23 protein-coding genes are annotated in these 26,208 nt (G+C 51.2%); 6 read left to right on the top strand and 17 right to left on the bottom strand.

Features of this window, described 5'->3' with window-relative positions; genetic code table 11:
• Positions 1-20 precede the first annotated feature (20 nt).
• Both NSQ73_RS13425 and NSQ73_RS13420 read right to left on the bottom strand, forming a co-directional pair.
• The gene (locus NSQ73_RS13425) at positions 21-1,046 is read right to left on the bottom strand and encodes a hypothetical protein (protein ID WP_340986788.1); all 1,026 of its coding nucleotides are present in this window, start codon (positions 1,044-1,046) and stop codon (positions 21-23) included.
• Positions 1,047-1,154: 108 nt separating this feature from the next.
• Complete coding sequence (locus tag NSQ73_RS13420; protein ID WP_039299018.1) at positions 1,155-1,664, bottom strand: GNAT family N-acetyltransferase; 510 nt, start codon at positions 1,662-1,664, stop codon at positions 1,155-1,157.
• Positions 1,665-1,835: 171 nt separating this feature from the next.
• Here NSQ73_RS13420 and xerS point away from each other — a divergent pair, with 171 nt between their 5' ends.
• Both xerS and NSQ73_RS13410 read left to right on the top strand, forming a co-directional pair.
• Positions 1,836-2,930, top strand: coding sequence for a tyrosine recombinase XerS (gene xerS, locus NSQ73_RS13415; RefSeq protein WP_340948932.1), 1,095 nt, complete (start codon positions 1,836-1,838; stop codon positions 2,928-2,930).
• Between the two features lie 59 nt (positions 2,931-2,989).
• Complete coding sequence (locus tag NSQ73_RS13410) at positions 2,990-3,874, top strand: pentapeptide repeat-containing protein (RefSeq protein ID WP_445669494.1); 885 nt, start codon at positions 2,990-2,992, stop codon at positions 3,872-3,874.
• 1,327 nt (positions 3,875-5,201) lie between these two features.
• Here NSQ73_RS13410 and NSQ73_RS13405 read toward each other — a convergent pair.
• The 8 genes from NSQ73_RS13405 to NSQ73_RS13370 form a co-directional block, all read right to left on the bottom strand.
• On the bottom strand, positions 5,202-6,494 hold the full coding sequence (locus tag NSQ73_RS13405; RefSeq protein WP_340986787.1) for a molybdopterin molybdotransferase MoeA: 1,293 nt from the start codon (positions 6,492-6,494) through the stop codon (positions 5,202-5,204).
• Between the two features lie 210 nt (positions 6,495-6,704).
• Entirely contained in the window at positions 6,705-7,211 is a 507-nt protein-coding gene (locus NSQ73_RS13400) for a DUF4178 domain-containing protein (protein ID WP_039299317.1), read from the bottom strand.
• A gap of 103 nt (positions 7,212-7,314) precedes the next feature.
• Positions 7,315-7,725, bottom strand: a complete 411-nt coding sequence (locus NSQ73_RS13395; protein WP_340986786.1) for a DUF350 domain-containing protein — start codon at positions 7,723-7,725, stop codon at positions 7,315-7,317.
• A gap of 126 nt (positions 7,726-7,851) precedes the next feature.
• Positions 7,852-8,520: a PspA/IM30 family protein gene (locus NSQ73_RS13390; protein ID WP_039299055.1), complete on the bottom strand. Its 669-nt coding sequence runs from the start codon at positions 8,518-8,520 to the stop codon at positions 7,852-7,854.
• A gap of 80 nt (positions 8,521-8,600) precedes the next feature.
• Complete coding sequence (gene lpdD, locus NSQ73_RS13385; protein WP_340986785.1) at positions 8,601-8,939, bottom strand: prenylated flavin chaperone LpdD; 339 nt, start codon at positions 8,937-8,939, stop codon at positions 8,601-8,603.
• A 97-nt stretch (positions 8,940-9,036) separates the two neighbouring features.
• Positions 9,037-9,969 (bottom strand): dihydroorotate dehydrogenase, encoded by a 933-nt coding sequence (locus tag NSQ73_RS13380; protein WP_340986784.1) that lies wholly within the window; start codon positions 9,967-9,969, stop codon positions 9,037-9,039.
• Entirely contained in the window at positions 9,962-10,666 is a 705-nt protein-coding gene (locus NSQ73_RS13375) for a dihydroorotate dehydrogenase electron transfer subunit (RefSeq protein WP_340986782.1), read from the bottom strand. The genes NSQ73_RS13380 and NSQ73_RS13375 overlap by 8 nt, the downstream gene beginning before the upstream one ends.
• 86 nt (positions 10,667-10,752) lie before the next feature.
• Complete coding sequence (locus NSQ73_RS13370; protein WP_340989268.1) at positions 10,753-11,793, bottom strand: NADH:flavin oxidoreductase/NADH oxidase; 1,041 nt, start codon at positions 11,791-11,793, stop codon at positions 10,753-10,755.
• A 193-nt stretch (positions 11,794-11,986) separates the two neighbouring features.
• On the opposite strand from NSQ73_RS13370, the gene NSQ73_RS13365 reads away from it, so the two are divergent.
• Positions 11,987-12,847: a polysaccharide deacetylase family protein gene (locus tag NSQ73_RS13365; RefSeq protein WP_340986781.1), complete on the top strand. Its 861-nt coding sequence runs from the start codon at positions 11,987-11,989 to the stop codon at positions 12,845-12,847.
• A gap of 157 nt (positions 12,848-13,004) precedes the next feature.
• Here NSQ73_RS13365 and NSQ73_RS13360 read toward each other — a convergent pair whose 3' ends face one another.
• Entirely contained in the window at positions 13,005-13,682 is a 678-nt protein-coding gene (locus NSQ73_RS13360) for a 3D domain-containing protein (protein WP_039299072.1), read from the bottom strand.
• Between the two features lie 390 nt (positions 13,683-14,072).
• On the opposite strand from NSQ73_RS13360, the gene ppk1 reads away from it, so the two are divergent.
• A complete protein-coding gene (gene ppk1, locus NSQ73_RS13355) occupies positions 14,073-16,193 on the top strand; it encodes a polyphosphate kinase 1 (protein WP_042137801.1) in 2,121 nt (706 codons plus the stop codon).
• Here the strand turns inward: ppk1 and NSQ73_RS13350 are convergent.
• The 4 genes from NSQ73_RS13350 to NSQ73_RS13335 all read right to left on the bottom strand — a co-directional run bounded on the left by NSQ73_RS13350 (position 16,141) and on the right by NSQ73_RS13335 (position 20,118).
• Positions 16,141-17,667 (bottom strand): Ppx/GppA phosphatase family protein, encoded by a 1,527-nt coding sequence (locus NSQ73_RS13350; protein ID WP_042137803.1) that lies wholly within the window; start codon positions 17,665-17,667, stop codon positions 16,141-16,143. The two genes, ppk1 and NSQ73_RS13350, sit on opposite strands and share 53 nt — an antisense overlap.
• 128 nt (positions 17,668-17,795) lie before the next feature.
• Positions 17,796-18,518, bottom strand: coding sequence for an amino acid ABC transporter ATP-binding protein (locus NSQ73_RS13345; RefSeq protein WP_039299084.1), 723 nt, complete (start codon positions 18,516-18,518; stop codon positions 17,796-17,798).
• Positions 18,505-19,164: an amino acid ABC transporter permease gene (locus tag NSQ73_RS13340; protein WP_171715928.1), complete on the bottom strand. Its 660-nt coding sequence runs from the start codon at positions 19,162-19,164 to the stop codon at positions 18,505-18,507. The genes NSQ73_RS13345 and NSQ73_RS13340 overlap by 14 nt, the downstream gene beginning before the upstream one ends.
• 138 nt (positions 19,165-19,302) lie before the next feature.
• Positions 19,303-20,118, bottom strand: coding sequence for a transporter substrate-binding domain-containing protein (locus NSQ73_RS13335; protein ID WP_340986780.1), 816 nt, complete (start codon positions 20,116-20,118; stop codon positions 19,303-19,305).
• Positions 20,119-20,487: 369 nt separating this feature from the next.
• On the opposite strand from NSQ73_RS13335, the gene NSQ73_RS13330 reads away from it, so the two are divergent.
• Positions 20,488-22,233, top strand: a complete 1,746-nt coding sequence (locus NSQ73_RS13330) for an alpha-glycosidase (RefSeq protein ID WP_340986778.1) — start codon at positions 20,488-20,490, stop codon at positions 22,231-22,233.
• 161 nt (positions 22,234-22,394) lie between these two features.
• Positions 22,395-22,679, top strand: coding sequence for a nuclear transport factor 2 family protein (locus tag NSQ73_RS13325; protein ID WP_340986777.1), 285 nt, complete (start codon positions 22,395-22,397; stop codon positions 22,677-22,679).
• Between the two features lie 57 nt (positions 22,680-22,736).
• Here the strand turns inward: NSQ73_RS13325 and glgA are convergent, their stop codons facing one another.
• A complete protein-coding gene (glgA, locus tag NSQ73_RS13320) occupies positions 22,737-24,173 on the bottom strand; it encodes a glycogen synthase GlgA (RefSeq protein WP_340986776.1) in 1,437 nt (478 codons plus the stop codon).
• A 30-nt stretch (positions 24,174-24,203) separates the two neighbouring features.
• Positions 24,204-26,123 carry a 1,4-alpha-glucan branching protein GlgB gene (gene glgB, locus NSQ73_RS13315; RefSeq protein ID WP_340986775.1) on the bottom strand — a complete coding sequence of 640 codons (1,920 nt, stop codon included), beginning with the start codon at positions 26,121-26,123 and terminating at the stop codon, positions 24,204-24,206.
• Positions 26,124-26,208 lie beyond the last annotated feature (85 nt).

Below are 26,208 nucleotides of genomic sequence, written 5' to 3'. Positions count from 1 at the left end.
CATACAACCTTATTAAACGGCTAATCAATACTAGCTATCTTCCATTCACCTTGCTTGTTTTTGAGCAGAGAGATCTCATTAGCTCCATCAATAATATATCCCTCTGAAGTCATCCGGGTATAGCTGACGATGAAGGCAGCCCGTTTGGCCCCTTCCATAGGAATGCCCCGGACGGTCAATTCGGAGAAATGATAGACATTCTTATGATCCAGAAAATACTGCAGAGCTTCATTAAGCTGCGGTGAGTACAGAGTAGAGTCGAATTTCTCCTTATCCCCTGCCGCCCAGGCTTCAAGACAGTCCATCGTTTCCTGCAGCGCTTGCTTTTTCCCGGGATCACTTCCTACATCCGGCGCTGTTAAGAACACACCCGGAGTGATAGGCGGTTGCTTCTTCATATATTCAACATCTCTAAGCATATCAATGAACACAGGAAGCAAAGTTGTACGTTGTTCATCCTGTATATGGATTTCCGCCCTGTAAGCCTGATCTTTCGCCGTGAAGTTGAATGCTTCGGCCGTCTGGCTTCCATTTACTTTGCTTCCGAGGTATTCCTTATATTTCAGCAGCACCAGATCATTACCTGGCCCAAATTCTCCATCACCAGCTGCCGTATCCGCTCCGTCAAGTTTAATTAAAGTAATATAATTCTGTTTATCCTGTGTGCCCCAGGCAGACCTTCCGTCCTGTTCAAACCGCACCATTGTTTCGGGCATGAACAACCCCAAAGGCAAAGTCTGATCTGCCGAGAATGAAGCTTGTACAACCTCTCCCTTAATCACATAACCTCTGCCGCTCTCGGTATAATCCGGCACTGCCGGAATCAGCGCGACTGATTTGTTGGCTACAGGCCGCTCGGTTTGGACTACAGCCGGAGTTGTGGCGGCCGGAGCAGGAGTAACGGATACTGCAGCTGTCGTTGCGGACGGCTGTGCCATCCCCCCGGCACCGGACGAATTAATCTCTGCCCCGTTGCCGCAGCCTGAGCTGAACGCTAATACAACTGTAATGCAGCCCGCTCCGAATACACTCTTACGCATGGACATTTGTGATCACCTCAGTTACCAGACGCTGGAAGCGCCCTAAAGTTGCGCGTCATTCAGGTAAGTGTATGTGATGAACCGGTGAATTTATTCAAGTTCAGACGTTCGCATTTATTTCTTAATCCGATTAGTATTTAATGTGCTGAAGTATTGACTGGGATTGCCTTGCCGGGAGTTGAACCTCTCCTGGAACTCCCCTCCTGTATATGAACCGATCACCCGGTGCCAGAAGTTACGCGCAGGCGTATTCGCGCGGATCTGCGAGACCTTCCAGTCGCCGGGGAACATATCGAACAGCCGGTGTGCAGCCCAGGTTCCTACGCCGCTGCGGCGGTATTTCTGCATCACAAAAAACTCCGTCATATAGAACTGTCCCTCCGGATCACGCAGTAGCCGGTCTACAAGCGCAAAGCCGGCAATATTGCCGTCTACCGTGAATAAGTAGGCAAACTTGTTTAGACCGCTGTTCCAGTAGGCCTCCAGCCCGGGATAAGACGGAAACAATCCGTCACGGTCCACCTGCAGCTCCAGGTACCGCGTAAAATCATACAAATAGAACTGCATTAATCTGCTTATAATCTGCTTCTGCTCTTTAGGAACCAGCTCGATTCCAAGTTCCATCAGGTTCACCTCTGCCGTTTTCGTTTACTTCACATCATATAACTTTGTCACATCAGGAGCAAGGGCACTGCCTTTCCCGGAAGCAGATTCAAGCCATAAAATGCTAAAACATGTTAAGATAGAATGACAGCCCTATCGGGCTTCCGGCAAACTATAAAGAAGGTGATTCCTATCAGTATTCAAAAAACCACCGACCGGAAAAACCTCGACCAGCGTCTGCCGCAGATGCCCTGGTTCGTCCAGCAGTTCATTGATTATAAACGTCCGGATCTGTCCCCCTCCACGCTGCTGGAGTATATCCGTGACTATGAATCCTTTTTCGGATGGCTGCGCGGTGAAGGTCTGTCCGTGGCTGCCAGCAATACTGAAATTACGCTGCTCGATCTGGAGACCCTGCATATGGACAGCATCGTCGGCTACCGCCTGCATCTGACAACCCGGGCTGAGAGTGCGAATACACGCGTTACCGTGTCCCGCAAGCTGTCCGCGCTTCGCTCCCTTTTCCACTATTTAAGCCAGATTGCGGAGGATGAGAACTTTTATCCGCTGCTTAAGCGCAATATTATGGCCAAGGTGGAGATCAAACGGATTCACAAACCGAAGGATACGGCCGCCAAGCTGAAGGGCAAAATTCTGGAGGATGAGGAGCTGCTGGAATTCGTAGGCTATATCTACGAGGGGTATGGCAAGGATGTAGAAGCCAACAAGCAGGCTTATTATTCTTTTCAGCTGAACCGTGAGCGGGATGCCTGTATTGCCAGTCTGATTCTGAACTCCGGCCTGCGCGTATCCGAGGTAGTCAATCTCAATGTGGATGATCTGGATGTGAACAACAAGCTGCTCTATGTCTTCCGCAAGGGTCATAATGACGAAACCTTCAAGACCCCGGTCTATTTCCGCGAGCAGGCCAAGGATGATCTCAGCCTATACCTCAGCCTCCGCCAGTCCAGATACAAGACTCCCAAACGGGAAAAAGCGCTCTTCATCACCCTGCCAAATGGCAGCACTGAGGGCAAACGGATGACCAAGCGGGCGATTCAAGAAATGATTATCAAATACGCCAAGCGGTTCGGCAAACCTTATCTGACTGTACACAAGCTGCGGCACTCCTTCGCAACCGACTATTATCTGCAAAATGATATTTACAGGACGAAAGAACAGCTTGGACATGCTTCAACTGAAACCACCGAAATCTATGCCCATCTCACGGACAAAACAATGTCAGAAGCTATTGAGCGCCGTCTGGAGAGTGAATCCCCCCAATAGTCTGACATTTCCGGAAGACTCGGGCTGAGTCTCATTAATTATGTGGAGGTATTATTCCTTTGATTGAAAATTATTTAAATTGGACTGAAACTCAGGATACTGGACTGCATGAGCTGCATTCTGACTGCCTGAACTGCTTTGGCCTGTGCTGCGCGGCGCTCCCTTTTGCCGCTTCGTCCGACTTCGCTATAGATAAGAATGCCGGACAGCCCTGCCCCAATCTGCGGGAGGACTTCCGCTGCGGAATTCACACGGAACTGCGGGAGAAAGGCTTCCGGGGCTGCACAGTGTATGACTGCTTCGGAGCCGGGCAGAAGGTCTCCAATCTGACCTATGGAGGCCGTGACTGGCGGCAGGCCCCTGAAACCGCCGGGCAGATGTTCGAGGTCTTCCCGGTGATGCGCCAGCTTCATGAGCTGCTATGGTATCTGCGGGAGGCGATAGCATTCCCCGGCGCTGATATTATGCATGATTCTCTTATGCTGATGATAGAACGGACCTTGAATCTGACTACACTCAGCCCAGAAGAACTCCTGACGCTAGATGTGCCTGTTCACCGCGCTGAAGTCAATGAACTTCTGCTGCGCGCCAGCGAATTGGCACGTAATGCCGCTTGGGCGCAGCTGACACCGGCTCCCAAGGGGCAGAAAAACTACGGCCGCGGGGCAGATCTGATCGGCGCCAAGCTGCGTAAGGCCGATCTCCGCTGTGTCAGCTTACGCGGCGCTTATCTGATCGCCGCTGACCTCAGCGGTGCAGATCTGCGGCATGCCGACCTGATCGGCGCTGACCTCCGCGACACGAATCTGAGCGGCGCCGATCTGCGGGATAGCCTCTTCCTTACCCAAGCGCAGCTGCAAGCCGCTAAGGGAAATTCGGCTACCAAGCTGCCGGGATCGCTTACGCATCCTGAGCACTGGTCAGCGGACAAAGGGTGCGACTAAGTTAGGCTGCTCTGCTGTTTTATATAGCAACAGGTGGCTAGTTACTGGCGTATTTGTGTGTTGATTGAGGTTATCAGACTGTCTGTACCATATCTTCGGGTACAAGCGCATTTGTACACCTGATTCTCCCCTTTTCAGCCGCATGCGGATGATCATGGGTATCCTTATGCCTGATTCGGGCTTTACGCGACAAAGCAGCGGTTTGAAGCGTACTTCTGCTTCTGAGCTTAGATTATCGAGAAACCCGGGTCGTAGTCGACCCGGGTTTCTTTGTGATATTCATTAAGTATTCTGAGAACTTAGGGCTTTCCCTTGTAACCCGTCTTTCGGGAGGCGCATTATGAAAATAGGAGCACGATGGGATGATCCTGCTGGCAGGTTGCTCTACTTTTTTTGATTTTCTATTGTGAATTTTTCATATGTTGCAATATTAGAATTAATCCCGTTGCTGCCCATAGCAGAATTGAAAATATTCATATCAAGTTAGCCTTCATCACAGTAAATATTGGACCTTTTAGTCTGTTGGGGCAAGATTTTACGATTTCAACCAGCAGTGTGTGAGGAGGAACGGATTACTTTGCCAAATCTTGCACAGAATACAACAATTCCCTTATGATTCCGGCTATAATCGAGAATTGTTGTATAAAAGGCATCAATTCTCCTCCCCCAAGCCGTTGAGCGAACCAATTCTTGTATTTCATACAACAATCTCTCTGAACACCCCGATATCTTGGGGTCCGAGTTGCATTACGTACAACATTTAAGCCGCTACGATATGAAACTTAAGCAAACTTAAGCATCTCATGCACTACCAGTAAGTCACTTTTCTATTATGAATTTTTCATATGGTGAAAATATTAAATAAATTATAATACCATACATCAAGCGATAGTAACATCAAGTGATAGTAACACATCAAGCGATAGTAACATCAAACGATAGTAACACATCAAGCGATAGTAACATCAAACGATAATAAGTCATCAAACGTTAAAATACATTAAACGGATAATAAGTCATCAAACGTTAAAATACATTAAACGCCTACGTTTTATCCGCACTCATAAGTTGTTCAACCCCAGTATTCCCCTTACATTTTCTCACAAAATGACATACTCAGCATGACCATACGCTTGTCCATGCTGATGAGCACCCATCTATGAGGTTTCGCCCAGGTTCGGGTTCGCGCGTCCGCGTCCGGGTTCAGGTTCGCGCGTCCGGGTTCGCGCCCGGGCTCTACTTGCTCTACTTGCTTCTGCACAGTTCCTTAACCTTTCCTTTCAAAGCTGATATGCGCTTCTGTTGAGGTTCCCGTCTCCTCCACTATTCACCCCCGGATCTCCCCCGGCAGCTTAAGTACGGTTACCTTATCCCCGGAATTCATCTGCCCGCTATCCGGCGGAATGACGATGAGGCAATCGCTGTCTTTGATCGTAACCGTCACGGAGGATTCGTCAACGCCGGCTGGATATGCATAGAGAACGCCCTCCCGGATCTCCAGCCGGGCCCGGACATACCGGGTGAAGGAGTTTACCCGCTTATAATCCACGCCAAGCGCAGCAGTCCATTCCGGCAAAAAAGGCCGCGCCGCCCCCTGCATCAGCCCGATGACAGGCCGGGCGAACAGCTGGAACCCTACAAAGCAGGCTCCCGGGTTGCCTGATAAGGCCAGCAGAATAGTCCCTCCACGTACTGCTGCAGTTGTAACGCTGCCCGGTCGCATGGTTACTTTGTTAAACAGCATTTCGCCGCTTTGCTCGCGGATCAGATCACCCATAATGTCATAATCTCCGACGGACACACCTCCAGTAGTAATTACAAAATCATAGCTCTCCAGTGCCATCTGGACTTTACTCCGGGCAAGCTCCAGATCATCAACAATTGCACCAAGCATTACGGGTTCTCCGCCTGCCTCCCGTACAAGCGCCTCCAGCATAGGAGAGTTGCTGTTGCGGATTTTGCCTGGAGCCAGCGGCTCGTCCACCTCAAGCAGTTCAGTCCCGGTGGCGAAGATTGCTACCTTAGGTTTGCGATGCACGGGAACATTCGCGACACCCAGCGCAGCCAGTGCAGCGATATCACCGGCACCGATTATTTTCCCCTCAGGCAGCACCAGTTCTCCTGTCCCCAGCTCCAGGCCGCGCGGCGTAATATGAAGACCCGCCGCTTGCGGCTTGCGAACGCCCACATAAGTAACACCATCTTCCATCCGGCTCTCTGTGGCTTCCAACATAATTACAGTGTCCGCTCCATCCGGAACCTGTGCTCCGGTCATGATCCGCGCAGCAGTCCCCGTAGAAATCTCTCTTGACGCTACTGCGCCGCAGGGAATAACATCGACCACCTCAAGCCACACCACGCTGTTATCGCCAGCCGATGCTGTATCTGCTGCGATAACTGCATAGCCGTCCATACTTGAGCGGTCAAATGCCGGAAAAGGATGCGGTGCATGAACGGACTGGGCCAGATAGCGCCCGCAGCTTTGATTCAAGGGCACTTCTTCATGTGTAAGTGGTGTTGCATATGCTGTCAACCGGGCCTGAGCCTCTCTAACCTGAAGCGCCGAGCGCTGAAATTTATCATTGGTATATTCCTTGTTATGGTTCTCTGGGTTAGCCATGGAAGTAGTCCATCCTCCTTGTTAAGTTGGCAGTTTCCTGCATCTGCTAAGCTACGCCCATTTTAACATGCAGCACTACAAAGGGAAATTCAGCTCCGGGTTGCTCACACGCAAAAAGGGACGCATACGGCCTGTAGCAGGCAGTTGCATCCCTTAATCTCAATACATTTCAGTTGTTAGCAGACTGATCTCTTCTGCTCCATGTTAACCTTAAGACGCACGAATCACTCGGACATCAGCCGGAATGACAGTTTCACCTTCATAGAGCATGAACCGGCCATTCTGCCATTCCACACGCAGCAGCCGTGAATCATCCGACTGGTACTGCCAGACATGCTGTTCTCCGCCATTCATGTATGGAGTCTGGCCTGTAACTGCTGCATACCCCTCGTATTCTTCCTCCAGATAAAAGGTACAATCATCCAGCTCCAATGTAGCCGGTACCTCGGAAGGGCTATCCAGACGCCCGTCGATCGGATGATACAATCTGTATTGCAGCTGTTCCCGTTCTTCAATATACAGATAGGAAATCTGGCTTCCGTCGCGAAGCGTCAATACAGCAGCATTGCGGCCGCTGGTCTTCGTCCGGCCCGTTACTTCGTAGGTTACCAGAGATACTTCGCAAATATCTCCGGGAGACAGGTCGAGCATGCTTTTGGGCGCAGCGGGCGCCTCCGGCTTCGAGAACATATTACCGATCCTTTTCCATAAACCCAAAGCCATCAATCCTCCTAAAAGTTTTGTTAGCATACACTACGTCGATTTTTCTTCGCAAAACTCGCTTCAAAAGCATCCGCTTAGTTGTGTCAGAGTAAGTATGTTATCCACGAATAAATGCAGCAATAATTAAAGCCCCGATTACATGCAGAGAGCCTGCAAGCAGACCGTAGCCGACTTTGCCCAGCTGAGTGCCATGATCGAGATCAAGCTTGCCCACCCTGCCCAGCAGCAGCTCGGCTGATTTTTCCAGAACGAACAACAGTACAAAAGATACAATAGAGACAACAAGCGCTTCCCCAAGCCGGCTAGTCGCAGCAATGGATGACGATAAAATATAGCCCTGAGCCCCCAGCTTCAGCACAAAGCGCGTAGTGACTGCCATATTGCCTGCTTTGAGTTCTTCCAAATCATCATAACGGGTAAACAGCGAATCCACGAACATCAGCACACACAGCAGTACTGCGCCGCTGACCGTCCACACTACCATGGACACCAGGGTATGGAAATCCATTGCTTTAGCCCCCGCTTGTTCAGATTACCTTCCAGGTAAGACAAAGATAAGGCGAAGGAGAAACCGCTAGTTCTGTCTCCCCTTCGCCTGTGGACAACCGCCTGAACTCCGGCTTATGCCAATATATTATTGTTTGTCGTACTGCTTCATCAATGCAGCCAGCTCATCCTCAACCGCCTGGTCTTTACCCAGCTTCTCGAATTCATCATCCAGCGATTTGTTGCCGGAGCTCATCTCGTTGCTGGCTTCTGCCTGCGCTTCTGCCTGAAGCATCTTGTCTTCCATCCGTTTGAGACCGGCGGAAGCCGAATCGGAGCTGAATCCGCTCATGGCTTTGTTGATTTCAGTCTGCGCCTTCGCTGCGTTGTAACGGGCAACAAGGGTCTCACGTTTGTTCTTCATCTGTGTAAGCTGCTTGCGCATTTCTTCGAGCTTGCCGCGGAGATTGTCCGCCGAAGCCTTATTCTGGTCGAAGCTGGTTTTGTACTCTACAAGCTTGGCTTCAGCCGATTTCTTCTCTTCCAGTGCACGGCGGGCCAGATCGGCATTACCGGCTTGAGCAGCAGCGTGCGCCTGCTGGTTACGCTTGTTCACCAGAGCTTCCTGCTCTTCGTACAGTTGCTTGAACTTCTTCTCAATAGCGATCTGGGCAGCTACCGCTTTCTCGGCATCTTCCAGATCCTCGGTCATATCACGAATGTATTGGTCGGTCATTTTGACCGGGTCTTCCGCTTTATCAATAATCGCATTCACATTGGACATGGTCAGATCACGCAATCTTTTAAATATAGACATGGTTCATTCCTCCAAAATAAAAGTTAGTTGCTCATTTGGTATCTTTTACGCAGGGAGTGCCACTATCGTTTCAAAAATTGTTAAACATTCTGCAATAAATATTGGTCCACTTTGGTATTCACAATATTTACGATTTCCATAATGCCCTCTTTGGTCAGATTGTCATAATGAATTCCCATCACAACCGTGACCGTCCGGTTCAGCGCTGCTGCTGCCCGGAGTGCAACCGATTCGCTGATCGTATGCTCCTTATGATGCGGGACCGCTGAAGTCATGACCCTGGCAGTGTCACCATCCATATAAGCGGTGCTTGCCGCACCGATATGACGTACACCTCCGGTAATTAGCAGCAGCAGGTCACGGCCAACCGTGATTTCAGACAGCTCAATGTCATCAGGATGCGGCTGATCGGATGTCATAACAGAATTCCCCCTACTCATTATATTAACCATGGCAAGTGAAGATCTCTCAGGCTGTGCAAAAAAGTTATGCAAAATCGCAGGATCAGCCTTCCAGCTATACAATACCGCGGATTTCATCCAGCGAGCTGATATTCTCTTCAGCCATAAACTGCTGCAGTTCTTCGACAAGCGTTCTGCCGGCCCGTAAATTCATGAAGTTGTACGTTCCCACTTGAATGACGGCTGCCCCGGCCATAATGAATTCAATAATATCGGTAGCAGAGGTGATGCCGCCCATCCCGATAACCGGAATGGATACTCGTTTGGATACCTGATGCACCATCCGCAAGGCTACAGGCTTAATGGCAGGTCCGGACAGACCGGCATACAGATTATTAAATACACTGCGGCGGCGGCGCACATCAATCTTCATTCCTGAGATCGTATTGATCAGTGAGACGGCATCCGCTCCCTCAGCCTCACACATCTCAGCCATCTCTGCGATATCCTCGGCGTTCGGCGACAGCTTCACGGCCAGCGGAAGACGGGTTGCTGCTCTAACTGCCCGGACAACCTCAAGCGCTGCCGGAGTCTTCACGCCGAAGGCGATGCCGCCTTCCTTCACATTCGGACAAGAGATGTTCAGCTCGATCATATCCACTGCCGGTTTGCCTGTAAGCAGTCGGGCATCCGCATCACGCTGGATCAGCTCGGCGCCGAGCACGTAATCAGCCAGCGTGTTGCCGCCCAGATTCACGATACGCGCCGTGTCCAGTGTCTCCCAATATGGGAGCTCCTTGGCCAGGAAGGCTTCCACTCCCGGATTCTCAAGTCCTACACTGTTCAGCATGCCCGAAGCTGTCTCATACACGCGTACACCGGGATTTCCCGCTTTGGCATGGAGAGTGAGCCCTTTGCCGGAGATTCCGCCAAGCAGGGACACATCATAGAGCTTGCCGTATTCACGGCCGAAGCCAAACGTACCCGAAGCCATAACAATCGGGTTCTTGAAATGAACACCGGCAATAGTAGCAGTTGTATTAATCATGGAACAGCACCTCCCCAGCCAGGAAGACAGGGCCGTCTGCGCAGGCCTTCCGTTGTCCATCCTTGCAGGATACACTGCAGACGAGACAGGCACCGATGCCGCAGGCCATGCGGTTCTCCAGCGACAGATATACGTCAGGACGCTTGCCGGCTGTTTCCGCTGCTATGCCCTTTAGCTGTGCCGCCTTCAGCATGGGGTGGGGACCGCAGACAAATATATGATCATAGGCTGTGAAATCCACGCTGTCCAGAATGTGGCCGCCCACATCGACGGTTAGCTCGGCAGCAAGCGGACGGAAGGCTTCGGTACGGAAAGGTTCCCTGCTGAAGCCGAGGTAGATGTCACTCTCCGGAAGCTCCTGGGCGCAGTAATAGAGCGGAGCAATTCCGATGCCCCCGCCTACTAACGCAACCTTACCTTCCACATGCGGGAAGCCGGTGCCGAATGGCCCTTCGAGTTCAAGATTGTCTCCCGGCTTCAGTCCGGCAAGAATCTCCGTGCCTTCCCCTACTACGTGATACAAAAAATCAACACCGCTGTCATTCACCTGATGTATGCTAAGCGGTCTGGACAGCAGCGGATAGGCTCCCCATGCCCGCAGCATGTAGAATTGACCCATCGCACCGCCGTTACCTCCTTCAACCACCAGGTGGTATACTCCGTCTCCAAGCCGCTCGTTACTTATCACCGTCGCCACGTTATCAAGCTCCTTCAAATTTAATCTTATTAACCATGCCTTAGAAGGAGCTTAAAATCTGTGACATACTTCACAATCACAGCCTTCTATTTCTTGTTCCAAAGCCCTCGCATATAAGGTTTAGGCAAATTGTCCTGATGTACCCCTCCGAGCACTTCTTCCGCATGCAAAGCCCAGTACGGATCACTAAGCATCCCCCGGCCGACAGCCACAAGTTCGGCCCTCGCTTCGGTAATTACCGCCTGGGCCTCCCCGTAGGATTCCAGACGGCCGACAGCTATCACCGGTACCTGCAATCCGCTGCGTATGTACTCAGCAAGCTCTACCTGATAAGCCGGTCCTGCGTTAGGACCTCCATTAGAGCCGATCGGGCCTTCCCCGCCGGATGATACATGGAACATGTCTACTCCTGCAGCTTTGTAGCGGCGGCAGAATTCCAGCGCGTAAGCTTCATTATATCCGCCTTCTACATATTCCTTAGCGGAAACTCTCATTAGTAGCGGCATCTCCGCCGGCAGCACTTCACGCACCGCCTCAACTACCTGCTCACCGAACAGCGCGGGATCGCTGCCGTACTCATCATCCCTGACATTGGACAGCGGGGAGTGGAATTGGTGGATCAGGTACCCGTGGGCTCCATGCAGCTCAACGGTATCAAATCCGGCCTCGACCGCCCGGCGTGCAGCATCCCGGTATGCCCCGATCATCTCTGTAATCCCGTCCCGGGTCAGCGCGCGGGGCGTTTGGGAATGTGCATCAAACGGGATCGCTGAAGGCGCAACCGGGGGATTGGCATCCACCGCCTTACGGCCGGCATGTCCGAGCTGGATGGCGATTTTGGCACCCTGGGCATGAACAGCCTCTGTTATCCGCTTAAACGCCGCAATCTGCCCGTCCTCCCAGATCCCCGTATCCTGATTGGTAATTCTTCCATCAGGATGAATCCCGCTCATCTCTACGATGATAAATCCGGTACCGCCGACAGCGCGGCTGACATAATGCACAAAGTGCCAGTCCGTCGGAATCCCATCCTGCTTCTCAACTGCGTATTGGCACATCGGCGGCATAACCACCCGGTTCTTCAAAGTGAGGGCCTTCAGTTCATAAGGTGCAAACAAATCTGTCATTCTTGTCTCCATCCTTCCCGTTTCTCTCATCATTTGGCGGGCTTCCCCCCGTATTCATTAAGTATACACGTATTTACGGACAGGTTAAATCTTTAGGTGATTCACATGCTGACAGCATAAATTCGCAAAGGCTGGGAATAACAACCCTTGTATTTCAAAATATCCAGCTGTGTGATCAGAGGAGGCGTAACCCATGAAGTTGGCAAGAATCCGCCGCGTTTTGCTCCTTATCTTCATAATAATAGTGATCCTGCCCAGCATCTTCCCGATTGCTGCGTCTGCTTCTGTATCCGCTCCAGCCTCCGCCGGGCCGAATGTCTCTATGGAAGAAGATCCTGCTGTTCCGGCCGACTCCACCGCCTCCCAGTCTTCAGCCCGGCGCCACAAAAGAAATAAAGGACTTTCTCTAAGCCAGCTGCTGCGCAAATATCCGGATACGATCAAGACCCAGGGTCCGCGGCGCAAGATCATTGCCCTGACCTTTGACGATGTGCCTGATCCGCGCTTTACTCCGCAGCTGCTGGATGTACTCCATAAATATAATGTCAAGGCCACCTTTTTCGTGGTCGGCAGCCGTGCCGAGAAACATCCCGGTCTGGTTGCGCGGATCATCCGGGAAGGTCATGCGATCGGCAACCACTCCTACAATCATCCCGAATTCGGCAAGCTGGGGATGAATGAATTCCGCACCCAGATTATCCGTACCGAGAATATTATCCAGGCTCTTGCGGGCTACAAACCGCGGCTGATCCGTCCCCCGTACGGTGACATCAGTGAGCAGCAGCTGAAATGGGCCAGAGCCCACGGCTACAAGCTGGTGAACTGGAACGTCGACTCCCTGGACTGGAGAGGCTTATCCAAGACCCAGGTGCGGAACAATATCCTCTCCAGGGCCGGAAAAGGCGCAATTATACTCCAGCACGGCGGCGGCGGCCGGGGCAGCAATCTGCAGGGTACCATACAGGCGCTTCCGGAAGTCATCAGCATTATGCGCAAACGCGGGTATAGCTTCGTGACTGTTCCGCAAATGTTCGAAGTCAGCAAAAGCAAATGAACCGGCTGATGCACCGGAGAGCCAGTATATCAAATAGAAGCCGAGGGATAAATTATAGCTTGAAACCTTTTATAAATTAAAAAAGGAAACAAAACCTGCCGGAGAACGGCCGGGTTTTGTTTCCTTTGGTAAATGGTGCAGCTATACATTTATCGGGTTATTGAATAATATACAACTGTACATATTGATAGCCGAAATCGGCTACAAAGCTCTGGCTGCCGGGAATGAAGATGTCAATCCGGTTGCCCTTGATCGCGCTCCCCATGTCAGTGGCGGTCGCCAGGAATGCCTGCTTCGGGAGACCCGGATGAGAATATCCGGTAACGAGAACCTTGGTACCCAGCGGAATGACACTAGGATCAACTGCAATCGTTCCCAGCTTAAGCGCGTTGCCGAAATAATCAACCGCTCCCCACTTTCCATTCTCACTGGCAGCAGAGGAATAGGCCGAAGCCTTTACCTGTATGGATTTGGCATAAGTATAAGCTTTACCCCATGCTTGAACGGTGTTTGATGCAGGCTCCACACTCAGTGCTGACAAGTCTGCGTTAGTTACAACTGCGGCGGCTGCCGATTCTGTGACTGCTACCGTTTTGGCCTGAACAGTGCCGGGAATGGCAAGCTTAAGACCCGGATAGATGTTGCTTGCAGAAATCTGCGGATTTGCGCTCATGAGTTCTTCTACGCTGATGTCATAATGATTGGACAGCGTATAAAAGGTAGTTGCTTCTCCAGCGATATGTACGCTGTCAGCTTGAACAGGGGCGGCTTGGAGCAATGTGCCGAGTCCCAGTACAGCAGCCAGGGCTGTGATGGCTCCGAACTTGATTTTCATTAAATAGCCTCCTTCATTAGTGGGCGTCCAGGATATAACGGATACGCTCCGCCAGTGACGCCAAGATAACGCTGGACCTATGTACTTTTTTGTTGCCAGGTCTCTGAGTTGCGGCGCTTTGTAAACTAACAGTTATGAATATATCACAACTTTGTAACCAATGGCTATGTTTTTGTTACGTTTGGAAATATTTTGCCTATTTGCAGCGTTTTCATTGGGTTAATTATTACATATTCTTAATATTTATCATTGGAATTATCGTGGCTTCGGCAATCTTTTTTAAGTTTTCGCGAAAATTTTACACAGTTTTAACATTTCTCCCTTTGGCAAATAGTAGAATGATAGAATACGATAGATAATGTAGAGACTGAAGCATAACTTGGAGGGTCAATGAACGTGAATGCAGAAGAGAAAAAAAACAACCACACCAGTCCCGCAACAGCCTATCTGAACCGCGATTTGAGCTGGATTGAATTCAACCGCCGTGTCCTTGCCGAAGCACAGGATCCGGAGAACCCGCTTATGGAGCGGGCCAAATTCCTGGCGATTGTGTCCAGCAATCTGGATGAATTCATCAGTGTCCGGGTAGCGGGCATTCAGGATCAGATCCGGGCGGGTTATACCAAAAAGGATTTCACCGGCTACACCCCCTCCGGCCTGTACAAGCGTCTGATCAAACGGGTCACCAAAATCATCGCCGACCAATACCGTACCTTCAAGGACATTTCCCGGAGTCTGCACAAGGAAGGGATCGTGTTCGTCGATTACAAGGACCTCACGCATGCCCAGGAGCAATCCATTGAGCAATATTACCGTGATATCATCTATCCAGTCTTAACGCCGATGGCCGTGGATCAGAGCCGTCCGTTTCCGCTTGTGCACAGCCAGTTCATCTATCTGGCAGTAGTGCTGACACGCAAGAACAGCCAGGAAGAAGAACCTTATTTCGCAATCCTGCAGATTCCCTCGAATCTGCCGCGCTGTATCCCGCTGCCCCACCGCTCCAACAGTAAGAAACGGCAGTTTGTCTTCATTGAAGATGTGATCCGCCAGCATATCCAGACCTTGTTCAGCGGGTATGATCCTGTGGCTGTCAGTGAATTCCGCCTGACCCGCAATTCCGATCTGACCATTGATGAGGAAGGCGCAGAGGATCTCCTTGAGGAGATTGAGAAGGAGCTGCGCAAACGCCGCCGCGGCGTCCCTGCCCGTCTTGAAGTGCAGAAGGGGATTCACCCTTATGCCCTGGAGCAGCTGCAGGCTGAATTCGAGCTTGAGGATTTCGTGTTTGAAATTGAGGGGCCGCTGGATCTCAGCTTCCTGCGTGGGTTCGCCGGCAGCGTCAAGGGCTTCAGCTACCTGCATCATGCACCGATCGAGCCGCTCTATCCGGCGGAATTCGAGGAGAATGAGGACTTCTTCGAGGTGCTTGGCGAACGTGATGTGCTGGTCTATCATCCGTATGAATCCTTCGATGCCATGACGGACTTCATCATTCAGGCTTCCGAAGATGAGCAGGTTATGGCAATCAAAATGACCCTGTACCGGGTCAGCGGGAACTCCCCGCTGATCACCGCCCTGGCCAATGCCGCCGAATCAGGTAAGCAGGTTACGGTAGTTGTGGAGCTGAAAGCCAGATTTGACGAGGAACGCAACATTGCCTGGGCGCGTAAGCTGGAGCAGTCCGGCTGCCACGTGGTCTATGGCCTTGTCGGTCTCAAAACCCATGCCAAGGTCACGCTGATAGTCCGTCAGGAAGGCCCTGAGCTGCGCCGTTATGTGCATGTAGGGACTGGTAACTATAATGACAGCACGGCCAAGGCGTATACAGACCTTAGCCTGTTCACCGCCAATCATGAGATCGGCCTGGATGCCTCGGAGCTGTTCAACCAGATGACCGGTTATTCTGCCAACTATAACTGGAACTCCTTCATTGTGGCACCGACCAATATGAGCCTGTCGCTCCAGAAGCTGATCCTGCGCGAAGCAGAGCATGCTGCGGCCGGCAGACCGGCACGGATCATCGCCAAGATGAACTCCCTGTCCAATCAGGAGGTCATCGACAACCTGTACAGCGCAGCACAGGCCGGTGTATCGATTGATTTGATTGTACGCGGTGTCTGCTGTCTGCGTCCGGGCATTGAAGGATTAAGCGAACGGATTACAGTCCGCAGTATTGTCGACCGTTTCCTGGAGCATTCACGCATCTATTATTTCGAGAACGGCGGTAAACCGGAGGTCTATCTGTCCAGTGCGGACTGGATGACCCGGAACCTGACGCGGCGGATTGAACTGATGTGTCCGGTGAAGGACAGCAGCATCCGCAAGCAGATCGTCAAAATACTGGACCTGTCGCTGATGGATAATGTGAAATCCAGCTTCCTGCAGCCTAACGGTTATTACGAACGGGCGGACGACAAAAAGGCCCCGTTCCGGAGCCAGTTCGCTGCTATGAATGTTACCCGCTGGAAGGGAAGCCGAGCTTTACCTTCACCGACCAAGCATTCCTGAAGGCTTTGAGCGCATTCTCAATGTCCTCCAGCCCGATAAGAACTTGTCCGCCCTGCAGCTCCAGATCCAGCGTATTGTTATGCAGCCGGGCATTGACCCCGCTGACAATGCCGATCTCGGTGCTGTCCAGGGCAATGCTTAACTGCACCAGCGTACCCAGCTTATGAATCCACTCTTCGTCGGAAGCCAGCAAAATGTCCTTATGCATCTGGGACAATTTCTGCTTCCGGCTTTTGGTGCTGTAGGAAGCAATGTACGCACTTAGAATCAGCTGCCGGTGGGTCAGGCCGCGGATCGGGGAATTCATCAGCCAGTAGCGGGTATGCCGCTTGGACTGATAATAATTAATGTTGGAGCCGGTACGGTGCAGCATAATCGCCACGTAGATCAGCATCTCATGCTCCTCCCGGTCACCTTCCCTCTCAAAAGCCCCCAGCAGGCCGAGTGCCAGCTTATAGATATGATCCAGATGCCGCTTGGAGGTACGGATATCAAAGCGGATAATGGTATCCAGGCTGTACTCCAGCGCGCTGTCACGGACCGGCTGCTCCGGCTTCAGCAGATCATGCAGCATGCCCTCACGCAAGCCTTCCCCGCTAATTACAGCACGGCTGGCCCCGATATAATGGTACACCGTATGGAAAATAACCAGACCGGACACGATGATATCTCCCCGGCTTTTCGACAAACCATCCAGATCCTTGCGCTTCTCATATGGAGTCGCTGGCAATGTCTCCATGAACTTCTCTATGGTCTCCCCTTCCAGCACGTAGCCATGGGAGTTCGGCAGCGAATATTCCCGGTTCTTCTGGTCCAGCTTGCCGAGTGAACGCAGCGTTCCGCCGAGTCCATATAACGGAAGCCCGTTGCCCGTAGTGAGCCAATCATGCTCTACCAGCCTGCCGGTAACGTATAGCTGCAGCTTACGGACCTGATCAGCGTTCCAGTTGCCGCCCTGGCTGAACATCAGATTCGTATTGACTGCACCGAACGGGAAAGAGATGCTGTGCTGATAACGCCGTCCGCGGAACAAGGTGACCTCCGTGCTTCCGCCTCCGATGTCAATGACGAACCCGTCCTGAATGTCAAAGGCATTGATGACCCCAAGAAATCCGAAATAAGCCTCCTGATGCCCGCTGATCACTTCAATCCGGATGGATGACGCTTCAGACAGATAGCTTATAATCTCGGCGGAGTTGGCTGCGTTGCGGATTGCGGCGGTAGCTCCTGCGCGGATGTTATCCACTTCGAAATCATCACAAATCTCTTTGAACTGGTGGAGGACAGGAATAATCGTATCCATATCCTTCTTCTCCAGTCTGCCTTCTTTGGTGATTTTCTCACTCAGACGGGCAGAGTACTTGCATTCCTTAATAATTTTGTAGCCGCCTGCCTGCGTCGTATCATAAATTACAAGCCGTATGGAGTTGGAACCAATATCAATAATGCCTATCCGGCAAAGATCATCTCTCATCTGTATGTACTCCCTTTCAAGTAGATTGATCATTTGTATACTATATCACCCATTTCTCGCTCCGCCAAAATTTAATTCCCTCACAAAAACGGCCGCTGAAGAAATTTTCAGCGGCCGTTCCAGGAATTTTATAAAACTTTGCTCAAGAAATCACGGGTACGGGCGTGTTTGGGATTGCCGAACACCTCTGCCGGTGTCCCCTGCTCTACGATAACCCCGCCATCCATGAACAGGATCCGGTCGCCGACTTCACGGGCAAAACCCATTTCATGCGTCACAATGACCATCGTCATACCGTCTACAGCCAGCTGTTTCATAACCTCCAGTACCTCACCGACCATCTCCGGGTCAAGCGCCGAGGTTGGCTCATCGAACAGCATCACATGCGGCTGCATCGCCAGCGCCCGGGCAATCGCGATCCGTTGCTTCTGTCCGCCGGAGAGCTGGGCCGGATACGCATCCCGCTTGTCCTCAAGGCCGACGGTGCGGAGCAGCTCCGTGGCTATTTTTTCCGCTTCGGAAGCTTGCTGTTTACGCACCTTCAATGGCGCGAGCATAATGTTCTGCAGCACAGACTTATGCGGGAACAGGTTGAACTGCTGGAATACCATCCCCATTTTCTCGCGGGTCACGTTGATATCATGCTTTTTGGCTGTAATCGATTGTCCTTCAAACGAAATCTCACCGCCGGTAGGCTGCTCCAGCAGGTTCAGACAGCGCAGGAAGGTGCTTTTGCCCGAGCCGCTGGGACCGATCACTACAACAACCTCGCCCTTGTGAATATTCAGATCAATCCCCTTGAGGATCTCCAGCTTGCCAAAGCTCTTCTGCAGGTTCTTAACCTCGATCATCCGTATTCAGCCTCCGTTCCAGAATGCCCAGCAGCTTGGATAACGTGAAGGTCAGCACAAAATACATGGCGGCAATCACGATCAGCGGGCTAAGTCCTTCATAGGTGATCGAAGTAATGGATCTGGCTTCAAACAGCAGATCAGCCACCCCAATCATCGATACAATGGAAGACTCTTTAATAATGGTAATAAATTCATTTCCGATCGCGGGCAGCACATTCTTCAGCGCCTGCGGCAGAATGATGTAACGCATGGTCATCCCCTGCTTCATCCCGAGCGAGCGTGCCGCTTCCATCTGACCGCGGTCCACCCCTTGAATTCCGGCACGGAAAATCTCCGCCAGATAAGCCGAGCTGTTGATTGTTAGCGTAATCGCACCCGACTGGATCGGGGACAGCGAAATACCGAACTCCGGCAGGCCATAGTGGATCAGAAACAGCTGCACAAGCATCGGCGTCCCGCGCAGAAACTCCACCCAGGCGGTGGCGATAAAGCGCAGAATTCTCCATTTGGACATCCGCAGCAGCGAAACCGCGATACCCAGCACGAAGCCGAAGAATACGCCCATCACAGCGAGCAGCAGTGTGTACTTCAGACCGGATAGGAAAAAATTGCGGTAATCATAAGCAAGTTCAAATACACTCATTGCCTTTCAATCCTCCTGTTCTCAAAAAAATAGAAAACAGCGGATCACCGCCATTTTCTGCAAAGTAGAGCATTGTCCCGCAGCAGGCTGCGGGTTGTACTTAATTCATCAGGGCTAACCGTGTAACGGGTTCGCGTTCTATTTGCTCTCAGCAAGCTCGCTTGCTGCCGCTACATACTCATCAATCTTGCCTTCCGAGTTCAGGCGGGTCAATGTCTTATTCACTTGGTCCAGCAACTCTGTGTTACCCTTCTTCACCCCGATTACATAGCCGTCATCTTCCACTTCAGGTTTGGCATCGGTAATTACCAGTCCCTTAACGTTCTTCACAAAGGACTTGGCAACAGGTCCTTCCATAATTGAAGCGTCTACGCGGTTTGATTGCAGCTGCAGGACGATTTCAGAAATTTTACTGAGGGATGTCAGCTGTGCGCCTTCAATACCTTTGGCAATATCTTCCTGGATCGAACCGGTCTGAATGCCCAGCTTGGCACCCTTCAGTGAGTCCATTGTTGCATATTTGTCCTTATCCGATTCACGCACAACGACAGCCTGTTCGGCTTTGTAGTAAATATCGGACAAGCCCACAGCTTCAGCACGTTCCGGTGTCGGACTTAACCCGGAGATTACCATATCGATTCTGCCGCTCGACAATTCATTCAGCAGCGAATCAAACGGCAGATCCTTAATCTCAAGCTCTCTGCCCAAATCAGCAGCAATCTCCTTCGCGATCTCGATATCGAAGCCAACAATCGTATCCTGGCCGTCAACCACCTTGTGGAATTCATACGGAGGAAAGTCTGCACTTGTGCCCATAATCAGCTTCTTGGCGGCAGCCCCGGTGTTGGCATTTCCGCTTGCTGCGGTATTATTCTCGTTGTTATTAGAGCCGCATCCGGCCAGTAGTCCAGCTGCCAGCAGCAGTCCCAATGAAAGTTTACCCCATTTGTTCATTTGTCTGTCTCCCCTATTCTCTTTATGTTCATTTCTCTAAGTAGTCCCATTGACCGATTTATTATAAATCACTCCGCATGAATATGCAAAGACAAATTTGTGACAAAGCCTGTTAAATTCATGAATTAATTGCAGGCAGTTGGCCGGGTCTGCTATTCCCCCATTTTGCACATCCTATGAAAAGAGGTATATACTATTTACTATCTCCATTTGCCGCCGGAATAACCGGGCTGGTTCAGATGCCGCTGTAGGCGTTATTTAACGGATAAGGTGAATAGGCTCACAAAACTTAAGCGTATGCTTTCGAAGCGAGTTTTGCGTAGCGTAATCGGGAAGCAGTTGCTCACAAAACTTTTAGGAGGTGAAGTCATGCTGCTGGAAGCGATGTACCATGTTCCCCGCGATAAATGGGCTTATGCCTACGATGCCACAACCATACATCTGCGGGTGCGTACCAAACGTGATGATGTGGACTATGTAGTTGCGCTTACTGGCGACAAGTACGATTGGCAGCATACCTCTTACGACATCATAATGGAAAAAGCTGCCTCAGACGATAAATTCGACTACTGGGAAGCGGCTGTCCGTCCCAAATACAAGCGCCTCAGCTATACTTTTCGCGTCAGCAAGGGTTCGGAGACAGTGTATCTGCTCGACAACGGCATCCGGACCGAATGTCCTCAGCCGCCCAACCACTTCTATGAGTTTCCTTATATACACGGGATTGACTTATTCAAAGTACCCACCTGGGCCAAGGATGCGGTGTTCTATCAGATCATGACCGAGCGGTTCGCGAACGGCAATCCTTTGAATGATCCGGAAGGCACTGAACCGTGGGGCGGCAAACCGAAGCTGGATAATTTCTTTGGCGGTGACCTTCAGGGTGTGCTGGATCATCTGGATGATCTGCAGGAGCTGGGTATCAATGCCGTCTACTTCACGCCGCTGTTCGTCTCCCCCTCCAACCATAAATACGACATCGTGGATTATAAAAAAGTCGACCCGCATTTCGGCGATAATGAGCTGCTGAAGAAGGTCGTAGAAGAATGCCACAAACGGGGCATCCGTGTCATGCTGGACGCCGTGTTCAACCACTGCAGCGACAAATTCCCGCCGTTCCAGGATGTTCTGGAAAAAGGCGAATTCTCCGTCTACCGCGACTGGTTCCATATGAATTCTTTTCCGGCTGAGATTGTTGACGGTATCCCCACGTACGATACGTTCGGCTTCTATGGCAATATGCCGAAGTTCAACACCGCCAATCATGAAGTGAAGTCCTACCTGCTGGAAGTTGCAGAGTACTGGATCAAGGAGATCCGGGTAGATGGCTGGCGGCTAGATGTGGCCAATGAGGTCGATCATCACTTCTGGCGTGATTTCCGCAAAGTGGTCAAAGCCGCAAACCCGGATGCCTATATCGTCGGCGAGGTATGGAGTGATTCCTTAACCTGGCTGCTTGGTGACCAGTTTGATTCGGTAATGAACTACCCCTTCTCGGGGGCGGTGCTGGAATTCTTCAACGGCGGGATGGACGGCATCACCTTCGGCCACCGGATCGGCAGCCTGCTCATGCGTTATCCGCAGCAGACGAACGAGGTTGTCTTCAATCTGCTCGGCAGCCATGACACCCCCCGCCTGCTCACCGTCCTGGGGGAAGATAAACGCAAATTGAAGCTGACTGTCGTCTTCCTGTTCACGTTCATGGGCACTCCCTGTATCTATTACGGGGACGAAATCGGCCTGACCGGGGGTGAAGATCCGGACTGCCGCAAATGTATGGAATGGGATGAAACGAAGCAGGACCGTGAACTGTATGATTTCTACCGGATGATGATCGCACTGCGCAAGGAACATAAGGCGCTCCGGGAAGGCCGCTTCCGGATTCTCCAGGCCTGTGAGAATGACCCGTGCATCGTCTATGAGCGTGCAGATGAGCGGATCCATTTCACCGTCTGGATGAACAATTCGCCGCAGCCCCGTACGCTCAGCCACCCGATGGAGACCGATGACTGGCTGGATGCGTTGACGGGAGAAGCTGTAGTGCCGGAGAACGGGATGATGAATGTTGCGCTTGATCCGTACGGGTACCGGATATTGTACCGGAATTTAAGCTGAGGTAACTAACAGATAACTGTAAACAATAAAAGGTGGTGTCCCAGAAGCTGAGAATCGGCTGCCTGGAGCATCACCTTTTTTGACTCGGTTAGATAGAGAATCTCATATGGGTGATAGATATTCTGTAGTACACTTATAGCAACAATAACAGGGGGGACATTATGATTGAACGTGAGAAAGTCATTGAAAAGTATTTCCAGTCTTGGATTCATAAAAACAATTCAATATTAAGCCAAATCTTCGACCCAAACATCACCTATACAGAATGTTATGGACCTGAATATCACGGATTAGCCAAAATAACAAAATGGTTTGACGACTGGAATACAAGAGGTACAGTTCTGGTCTGGACGATAAAACAATTTATTCATCAAGGCAGCATGACTGCTGTTGAATGGTACTTCAAATGTGAGTATGAGTCAGTATTTTCCCTATACATAATTTAAAAAGGCATTCCTCCCATCACCATGATCGGGGAATGCCTTTTCTATACAATAGTCCTTCTACTCCGTAACTTTATCCGAAATCTTGTTATAAATATCAATATACTGCTGAGCGGATACATTCCAGCTGTAATCGCCGGTGAAGGCATTCTTCGCTACTTTTTTCCAGTGCTCCGGCTTGTGGTAGAACGATACGGCGCGGCGGAGCGTGTGCATCATATCATGGGCATTATAGTCCTTGAAGGTGAAGCCGTTGCCCTCTCCGGTCTCCTCGTTGTACGCATGAACGGTATCGTTAAGTCCGCCTGTCTCACGCACTACAGGAATACTGCCATAACGCAGAGCCAGCAGCTGGCTGATGCCGCAAGGCTCGAATTTGGACGGCATTAGGAACAGGTCGCTGGCCGCATATATTTTGCGGGACAAGGCATCACTGAATGTAATTTGCGACGACAGCTTGGTCGGATAACGCCACTGTGCCTCGCGGAACCAGCGTTCGTAGACCTCATCACCGGTGCCCAGCAGGACAAACTGAATATCGTCATAGTAGAGCAGCTCATCGAGAACCCGGGTCAGCAGATCCAGCCCTTTGGAATCCACGAGACGGGTAACCATAGCTACCATTGGAATATAAGGAGCTACAGGCAAGCCCAGTTCCTGCTGGAGTCCCAGCTTATTCTCAGCTTTCTTGACCAGGTTGGAACGGTAACGGGTGAAAATAGACGGATCGCTGGCCGGATTGTAGCTCTTGGTATCAATCCCGTTGACAATCCCGCTTAGAGCATCTGAACGCGATGTCAGCAGGCCGTCCAGGCCATATCCATAATAAGGTGTGCGGATTTCATCGGCATAGGTCGGGCTGACCGTAGTGACATGATCACTGTAGACAATTCCGCCCTTCATATAGTTCACGTTCCCGTAATACTCTACGCCAGGGAAATAGCTGTCGCCGAGACCGAGCAGCTCGCCCAGTACCGAATACGGGAATACCCCCTGGTACAGGAGATTATGTATAGTGAACACTGTACGCATCTCACTGTAGAACGGATTGTGGCGGTAGTGCGCCTGCAGCAGCAACGGAATTACCGCGGCATGCCAGTCATGGCAATGCAGGACATCAGGCTGGAAGTTAATCGCCGGCAGGCATTCAAGCACAGCGCGGTTATAGAAAGCGAAACGTTCGCCGTCATCCATATATCCATAGATGCCGTCACGTCCGAAGTAATACTCATTATCGATAAAGTATACAGGAACTCCCTCAAAAACAATCCGTTCAATCCCGCAATATTGATTGCGCCAGCCGATCGGCACCTCAAGGACAGCGACATGCTCCATCTGGGAGGAATACTTCTCTGCGATCCCCTTGTATTTGGGCAGGATTACCCGAACATCTACTCCGGCAGCCTTAAGCGCCTTCGGCAGGGCACCGATTACGTCGGCTAACCCGCCTGTTTTGATAAATGGATGGGCTTCAGCTGCAGCAAATAGAACTTTCATCCAGATTTCCCCCTTATAGATATGAATAGTTTATTTAATCGTTTTGCGTCCGGATTTCTTGAGCACCAGGAATCCAAGCGGCGGAAGGGTCAGCTCCAGGCTGTTCAGCTGGTTATGCCATTCCTTCTTCTCACTCTTAACAGGTTCATTATGAAGACCAGAACCGCCGTATTCGCGGGTCTCCGAGCTGAATATCTCTTCATAGGTCCCCGGACGCGGCACACCGATCCGGTAATTATGCCGTTCCACCGGCTGGAAATTGATAATGATCAGCAAGGTATCCACAGGCCTCTTCCCTCTGCGGATATAGGAGGCAACACTCTGGCCGCTGTCATCGGCGTCAATCCATTGATAGCCCTCCATATCATGGTCGAGCTCCCACAGCGCTTTTTCCGTGAGATAGAGCTTATTCAGGGCAGCCGTGTAAGCGAGCATCCGGCGGTGGGCCTCATATTCCAGCAGCAGCCAGTCGAGCTGGTCCTGATCCTTCCATTCGATGAATTGACCAAACTCACCGCCCATGAACAGCAGCTTTTTGCCCGGATGACTAATCTGGTAACCGAGCAATGCCCGCAGACCGGCGAACTTCTGCTCATACGAACCTGGCATTTTGTTCAGCAGCGACTTCTTGCCGTGCACCACTTCGTCATGGGACAGAGGCAGAGTATAGTTCTCGGCATAGGCATAGACGATCGGGAAGGTCAACAAATTATGATGGTAGGGCCGCGCCCCGAAATCATGTTCTATGTACCCAAGAGTGTCATTCATCCAGCCCATGTTCCATTTGTAATTAAAGCCGAGCCCCCCTTCATGAACAGGTGAGGTTACGCCAGGCCAGGCACTGGATTCTTCGGCCATCATCAGAGCTTTCGGATAATACCGGAAAATCGCCGTATTCAACTGCTGAATGAACGCGATCGCTTCCAGATTCTCAAGACCCCCGTGCATGTTCTTTGTGTACTGATGGTGCTGCTTCTCGAAATCAAGCCGCAGCATACTGGTTACGGCATCCACACGCATGCCGTCAATATGATACATCTCAAACCAAAAAAGCGCATTAGAAATCAGGAACGATATGATCTCCGGTTTGCTGAAATCAAAGGATAGTGTGCCCCAGCCCGGCTTCTCGGCCAGCATCGGATCAGCGTATTCATACAGCGGCGAACCGTCAAACATTCTCAGTCCGTGGGCATCCTTGGCAAAATGGGCCGGAACCCAGTCGAGGATAACCCCAATGCCGGCTTGATGCAGCTGATCAATCAGGTACATCAGATCCTGCGGATCACCGAAGCGGCTGGTGGCCGCAAAATAACCGGTTCCCTGATACCCCCAGGACAAGTCATACGGGTGCTCGGCAAGCGGCATAAACTCCACATGAGTGTAACTCATCTCCGTCAGATACGGGATCAGCAGGCTGCTCATCTCTCTATAAGTATAGAGTTCTCCATTGTCCTTCTGGCGCCAGGTCCCAAAGTGCATTTCATAAATGTTCATAGGCGCATTGTACGGTGCTTTGCTCTTCCGGCGCCACGCGGCGTCGCCCCATTGGTAACCATCCAGATTCGCCACAACGGAAGCGGTGGCCGGACGTACCTCAGCTTTGAACGCGTAAGGATCAGCCTTGAGGAAGCTTGTTCCATCCGCACCATGAATCCTGTATTTGTAAAAAGTTCCCGGCTCTATACCCGGAAAAAAACGACTCCAAAATCCTGAATCGGGTATCTTATATAACGAGTCGGAGTCCAATGTTCCATCCCAGCCATTATGATCACCAGCCAGTCCTACATATGCCGCATGAGGAGCCCACACGGTAAAGCGAACGCCGGCTTGCCCTTCTTCCACGGCAATGTGCGCGCCAAGCATCGTATAGCTGCGATAATTCGTGCCCTCATGGAACAGATAAATATCTTCAGATGACGGGAGGTTTACTGTTTTTGGTATTTCGGCCAAATCATCACCACCTTAGTATATAGGATGCACCTATTACATTACCCCAATATGTGCCGTTTGAAAATGATTTTGCGGGCAAATTCAA

Origin of the sequence: Paenibacillus sp. FSL R10-2736 (assembly GCF_038000245.1) — a bacterium.
GTDB classification, from domain to species: domain Bacteria; phylum Bacillota; class Bacilli; order Paenibacillales; family Paenibacillaceae; genus Paenibacillus_AQ; species Paenibacillus_AQ phytohabitans.
Note: the sequence above shows the minus strand (reverse complement) of the source record. Positions and strands in the feature narration are given on the sequence as shown.

Excerpts from the sequence above, each read along its gene's own strand:
- NSQ73_RS13425 (WP_340986788.1), bottom strand. The coding sequence starts at position 1,046 with ATGTCCATGCGTAAGAGTGTATTCGGAGCGGGCTGCATTACAGTTGTA.
- NSQ73_RS13420 (WP_039299018.1), bottom strand. The coding sequence starts at position 1,664 with ATGGAACTTGGAATCGAGCTGGTTCCTAAAGAGCAGAAGCAGATTATA.
- NSQ73_RS13405 (WP_340986787.1), bottom strand. The coding sequence starts at position 6,494 with ATGGCTAACCCAGAGAACCATAACAAGGAATATACCAATGATAAATTT.
- NSQ73_RS13395 (WP_340986786.1), bottom strand. The coding sequence starts at position 7,725 with ATGGATTTCCATACCCTGGTGTCCATGGTAGTGTGGACGGTCAGCGGC.
- NSQ73_RS13390 (WP_039299055.1), bottom strand. The coding sequence starts at position 8,520 with ATGTCTATATTTAAAAGATTGCGTGATCTGACCATGTCCAATGTGAAT.
- lpdD (WP_340986785.1), bottom strand. The coding sequence starts at position 8,939 with ATGACATCCGATCAGCCGCATCCTGATGACATTGAGCTGTCTGAAATC.
- NSQ73_RS13380 (WP_340986784.1), bottom strand. The coding sequence starts at position 9,969 with ATGATTAATACAACTGCTACTATTGCCGGTGTTCATTTCAAGAACCCG.
- NSQ73_RS13370 (WP_340989268.1), bottom strand. The coding sequence starts at position 11,793 with ATGACAGATTTGTTTGCACCTTATGAACTGAAGGCCCTCACTTTGAAG.
- NSQ73_RS13365 (WP_340986781.1), top strand. The coding sequence starts at position 11,987 with ATGAAGTTGGCAAGAATCCGCCGCGTTTTGCTCCTTATCTTCATAATA.
- NSQ73_RS13360 (WP_039299072.1), bottom strand. The coding sequence starts at position 13,682 with ATGAAAATCAAGTTCGGAGCCATCACAGCCCTGGCTGCTGTACTGGGA.
- ppk1 (WP_042137801.1), top strand. The coding sequence starts at position 14,073 with ATGAACGTGAATGCAGAAGAGAAAAAAAACAACCACACCAGTCCCGCA.
- NSQ73_RS13350 (WP_042137803.1), bottom strand. The coding sequence starts at position 17,667 with ATGAGAGATGATCTTTGCCGGATAGGCATTATTGATATTGGTTCCAAC.
- NSQ73_RS13345 (WP_039299084.1), bottom strand. The coding sequence starts at position 18,518 with ATGATCGAGGTTAAGAACCTGCAGAAGAGCTTTGGCAAGCTGGAGATC.
- NSQ73_RS13340 (WP_171715928.1), bottom strand. The coding sequence starts at position 19,164 with ATGAGTGTATTTGAACTTGCTTATGATTACCGCAATTTTTTCCTATCC.
- NSQ73_RS13335 (WP_340986780.1), bottom strand. The coding sequence starts at position 20,118 with ATGAACAAATGGGGTAAACTTTCATTGGGACTGCTGCTGGCAGCTGGA.
- NSQ73_RS13330 (WP_340986778.1), top strand. The coding sequence starts at position 20,488 with ATGCTGCTGGAAGCGATGTACCATGTTCCCCGCGATAAATGGGCTTAT.
- NSQ73_RS13325 (WP_340986777.1), top strand. The coding sequence starts at position 22,395 with ATGATTGAACGTGAGAAAGTCATTGAAAAGTATTTCCAGTCTTGGATT.
- glgA (WP_340986776.1), bottom strand. The coding sequence starts at position 24,173 with ATGAAAGTTCTATTTGCTGCAGCTGAAGCCCATCCATTTATCAAAACA.